Source organism: Coleofasciculus sp. (genome assembly GCF_046539235.1).
Classification (GTDB): Bacteria; Cyanobacteriota; Cyanobacteriia; order Cyanobacteriales; family Coleofasciculaceae; genus Coleofasciculus.
The window spans coordinates 1-4873 of sequence record NZ_JBKHHI010000466.1; the positions used below are offsets into that span (position 1 = coordinate 1).

A 4873-nucleotide genomic window follows, 5' to 3' on the forward strand; every position below is an offset into this window, starting at 1 on the left:
GAAATCCTTAGAGAATTACACATTGGGGTAGGGGCACCATCCTTGCGCCCTTACCGAGGTACTACGGATACATTGGCTAATTGTTAAATCCAGTTAGCAGCACCAAATCTGAGGGATTTATTGATTCTGTGTTTTAGATTGTGGTAATATCAACAGCATAGGTATCATGAATTTGTAGAGGATAGACTTCGCCTCGAACTTGAAGTGTACTCCCTTCAGGGATAGCAGAAAAATTTAGTGTATTTTCAGGTTGTAATAATTCCAGATATCTTGAGTTATCCTGATTGGAAGATACACCGATTTGACCATTACTTTATCATCAGGCAAGGTGGCGATTAACTGATCGAGTTCTGTAAGTTCTTCCGGGGTAAAGAGAGTTCTCCGATTGGTTAACAGTTCGATAAATGCAGCTACGTTACGTTCGTCAGATGACATAGGTTGAATTCCTTGTGACTGTGCTGTTTGCTGAACAACTTCTAGTGGCAAATCTAACACCTGCGCGATCGCGTCTTCACTAAACCCAAACTTGAGCATTCGCGGTATGGTTTCTAATTTAAACTCCTCTAGAATTTCCTGATAAACTCTGGTTTGCTTTAAGTCACTTAAATTCAACATGGCAGCAATCTCCTTGCGGCTCTTTTGTGGTAACTTGTATACAATGATTGTCTCAATCAAGTTAATTAAATTTCGCTGGATGGCTTCATCTGTTAGCTGTTGCCGTGCTTTTTCGATTAACTGTCTTGCCAATTGTCCGGCTGTCTCTTCCGGCTCAATTACAAGTTTAACAACTTCTACCCCTAATGAGCGAGCACACTAAGTCCGGAAGAACCAATATTTTTTGCTCAAATCACTTTTACCTGATTTCCCTCAAGAGAGTGGTTTAACTCTCTTGCAGCACTCTTGCCAATCGCTTTAACACCTTTAACACATCATAAAGCTTATTCTGTCGCAATAACAACAGGGAGAATACATCGGAAAAATCATAAATGGCTGGGTCTTGGTTCACCAGCTTAATAAACATATACAATCCTCCATCCGTAATCATCCCATAAAGCGGTTTATCACTCTGAGGAGTTGTCATCATATAAGCCAGTGCTTGGGGAATTCCCGCTTCAAAGGAAATCGACTTCTTTGATTCCACTACCGCACTCCAAAACTGCCGTTGAAACACTAATGTATCAATTCGACCCCGTAGCTTTTCATCTCGATCCTCAAGCACCACTTCTACGGAATACTCATTCGTGATTAAAAACGGTTCATCATACAACCCGGCTAACTCCAGCAGGTGAGCAACAATCAGCATATTGACTGTTGCTTCCGCCAACTCCCCCTGCATTCGATGACGCTTAAATCGGCGTTTAATCTTATCCAGAAATGCCCGTTCTGTTTCGGTTAACTCTGGTAAATTATCATGCCACTCCGGAAAAAAGAGATCACTATCGGCGGGTATCAGTGTAAACCGCTCCTGAAGTTGAGCCATATTAGTAATCGCTTGAGAAATGGCTAGAGATTGAGTCATCTTAATTAAACCCTTCAAATTCTATTTGGCAAAATTGTCAATTTTTATAATGGATTAAAATAAATGGATTTTGTTTAACTGAAAACAGCGCCGAATTTTTACCTCATAATTTTCCTATTTTTTTAATAATTACTACTACTAAATCAGGGTTTTCCACCCCATTATAGTTTAGTCCGCGTAGGCGGACTTTGTTTGTGTAGCAGCGATTTCAATCGCCATTGCAAAAGGGGGTTTCCTAACCATATTACCCGCGTTGTCGAGCTGAAACAGTATCCGCCACCTTGCCATCTGCCCATTTTCATTGAACAATAGGTGAATGTCCAAAAATTCAGGATAGAGCAGTTCCTAAGTCATGACATACACCTAAACGTAGGGGGGCATGTCAGGGAAAGCACACAAGGTTCAACCCAACACCCTTGGTTGACAGCAAGTTGAATCTATGAAAGAAGAATCCCCGCACTTATAGGGCGGGGAGTGTCAAATACATCCAAATGTAGGGGCGCAAGGCTTGCATCCGTGTCAACTTAAGCTACAGCCCTCACCCCCAGCCCCTCTTTCCCCCCTACCCCCCTCTTTCCCCCTTTTTAGATCCCCCTTCCGTCCCCCTTAAAAAGGGGGAGACCAAAGGATGCGGGAGCTTTTTTTTCCATGGGGGAGACCAAAGGATGCGGGAGCTTTTGTTTCATGGGAGAAGGGGTTAGGGGATGAGGGGGAGACATAAGTGAACGGTAAAGCGGGAGACGCGAATGGCAAATTTAGAGCATCTGAAATTACTTCAACAAGGTGCAGTTAGCTGGATTAAATGGAGAAATCAACATCACACCATAGAACCTGATTTGAGCGAGGCTAACCTCGAAGGCGCTAACCTCAGAGGCGCTAACCTGAAGCAGGTTAACCTGAAAGGGGCGCAGTTAGAATCGGCTAATCTAATCACGGCAAATCTGACAAAAGCAAACCTAAGCCTTGCTTATCTGAGTCTGGCTTGTATGATTGACGCCAATCTCATCGAAGCTTCCTTAGTCAGCGCTCATCTGATGCAAGCGGAACTCAGCTATGCTGATTTAAGCCATGCTAACTTAATCGGGGCTGATCTCAGAGGCGCTAAGCTGATGAACGTTAATCTAAGTCATGCTAATCTGATTGGTACTGACTTTAGAGAGGCAAACCTAAAAGGTGCAATGCTTAATGAAGCTAATTTGAGACGCAGCAACCTCAGTGAAGCCAGCCTAATGAACGCCCATCTTAACCGAGCTAATCTGGCTGATGCTAATCTCCATGAAGCCGAATTGATTGGTGCTTACCTCTACCAAGCTGACTTGGAAAAGGCTAATCTGAGTCAGGCTCATTTGGGTGGTGCTTATCTGTTTGGGGCAAATCTGGGCGCTGCCGATTTAGACGGAACAGATTTGAGATGGGCGAATCTTACAGGCGCAAATCTCCAAGCTGCTAATCTCAAAGGTGCTAGATTGGCAGGCACTCATCTGAACAAAGCTAACCTGACAGGGGCAGTTTTAGATGATTTTACCGTAGAGGGTGCTAGTCTCCAAGGGACAATTTTGCCTGATGGGACGATTCATAGATAGGGGAGATGGGGGGCGAGGGGGCTCCTGGTGCTAGGTAAAGTAGCGGCGTAGCCAACCTAATCTAATGAATTAACTTTACGCCCGGAAACCGTAGGGGCGCACCGACGTGCGCCCTTTTACCACACCGACGTGCGCCCGATTCAATGGTGGAATAGGAAATTCGCGTAAAGCCTTGTCAGGTAAAGGTTGTAGCATTTTTATAAAGTCACAATTAAGCTGTGTCACGCCAGTAGGGAGAATTAACCCGAAACTCAGTCAGGGCGGGTTTAGTTGCATCTGGGTGATGTCAGAAACGATAATAGTGAAACCCGCCCCTACACAGGCGCCATTTCCTTGAGGGTCAAAATTTATCCAATCCCCAATATCTGATCGAGTGCATCCCAGACACGCTACGATAATTGACAACCGGGATAATTGGGAAGCAACTATGCCACGAACACAGCGTAACGATAACTTTGTTGACAAAACCTTCACGGTAATGGCAGATCTAATTCTTAAGGTTTTGCCAACTAACAAGAGAGCCAAAGAAGCGTTCGTCTATTACCGAGATGGTATGTCGGCTCAGGGAGATGGCGAATATGCTGAAGCTTTGGATAATTACAAGCAAGCATTGGAGTTAGAAGAAGATTCCTATGACCGCAGCCTGATTCTGTACAATATGGGGTTGATTTACACTAGCAACGGTGAGCATGAGACAGCATTAGAGTACTACCAGAAAGCTCTCGACTCTAATCCCCGTCTCCCCCAAGCGCTGAATAATATTGCTGTCATTTACCATTTCCAAGCGGAGAAGGAGAAGGAAGCGGGAAATGATGAAGCCGCAGAAAAGTTGTTTGATCAAGCCGCCGACTATTGGAAACGAGCGATTCGTCTGGCTCCCAATAACTACTTAGAAGCGCAAAACTGGCTGAAAACCAGTGGACGTTCAGCCATTGATATCTATTTTTAGTGATCGTCATTTGTCATTCATCACTGACTAAGAAAAAATCAACAATCAACAATCAACAATCAACAATCAACAATCAACAATCAATCATGATTGACCTTGAACAAGTTCGCAAAGTAGCTAATCTGGCTCGTTTGGAGTTGACTCCTGAAGAAGAAGAGCAATTTTTGCCGCAGCTTAATAGTATTTTGGAATACTTTCAACAGCTTAGTGAGTTGGATACGGAAAATGTTCCGCCAACGACCAGAGCAATTGATGTTAGTAATGTGACTCGATCTGACCAACTCCAACGGTATCCGGATCGGGATGCTTTATTGGCAGAAGCTCCTGACCAAGATGGGGACTTTTTTAAAGTGCCGCAAATTCTCAGTACGGAAGAGTAACGCTGAATTTGCCCTTCGTCTTTGGTAATTTGCCGATTGTTTTGAGCATCACCAAGGACGAAGGAGGATAAATGCCAACCTATCGTAGGGGCGGGTTTAGCCACTCAGGTAATTTGCTTAAGCTGTCATGCATTTAAATTGGATATTAGTAGCGAGCTGGCTGGCTCGCACTACAAAGACTTCGCCATTGTTGACATTAAGGTTTAAATGCCGAACAGCTTACTAATAACTTATCAACAAAAAACCGCCCTTGGGTCAAAAGACAATTTGGTGTCCCCATGGATTAATAAATATAAAGTTTTTTAAAGAATATTGATCAAATGATGAAATAGAGAATTGAAAAACCAAAACTTGGGATAATTAATCAACAAATATATTGGGATAGGCAGAAAATATGGCAACCGGAATGCTGGTGAATGGACAATGGACGAAGGAACCTTAC

Annotated in this window: 4 protein-coding genes and 1 pseudogene; 3 read left to right on the top strand and 2 right to left on the bottom strand. The window is 43.6% G+C overall.

The genetic code is table 11. The features are described 5' to 3' along the window. Positions 1-234 precede the first annotated feature (234 nt). Positions 235-795: pseudogene (locus ACLFWI_RS26830) on the bottom strand (DUF2887 domain-containing protein); the annotation flags it as partial. An 85-nt stretch (positions 796-880) separates the two neighbouring features. Beyond that, complete coding sequence (locus tag ACLFWI_RS26835; protein ID WP_446415461.1) at positions 881-1519, bottom strand: type I restriction endonuclease subunit R; 639 nt, start codon at positions 1517-1519, stop codon at positions 881-883. A 746-nt stretch (positions 1520-2265) separates the two neighbouring features. On the opposite strand from ACLFWI_RS26835, the gene ACLFWI_RS26840 reads away from it, so the two are divergent. The 3 genes from ACLFWI_RS26840 (at position 2266) to gatC (ending at position 4431) form a co-directional block, all read left to right on the top strand. After that, a complete protein-coding gene (locus ACLFWI_RS26840; RefSeq protein WP_446415462.1) occupies positions 2266-3102 on the top strand; it encodes a pentapeptide repeat-containing protein in 837 nt (278 codons plus the stop codon). A gap of 427 nt (positions 3103-3529) precedes the next feature. Continuing rightward, positions 3530-4051 (top strand): photosystem I assembly protein Ycf3, encoded by a 522-nt coding sequence (locus ACLFWI_RS26845; RefSeq protein WP_446389157.1) that lies wholly within the window; start codon positions 3530-3532, stop codon positions 4049-4051. Between the two features lie 86 nt (positions 4052-4137). Next, a complete protein-coding gene (gene gatC / locus ACLFWI_RS26850; protein WP_446415463.1) occupies positions 4138-4431 on the top strand; it encodes an Asp-tRNA(Asn)/Glu-tRNA(Gln) amidotransferase subunit GatC in 294 nt (97 codons plus the stop codon). Positions 4432-4873 lie beyond the last annotated feature (442 nt).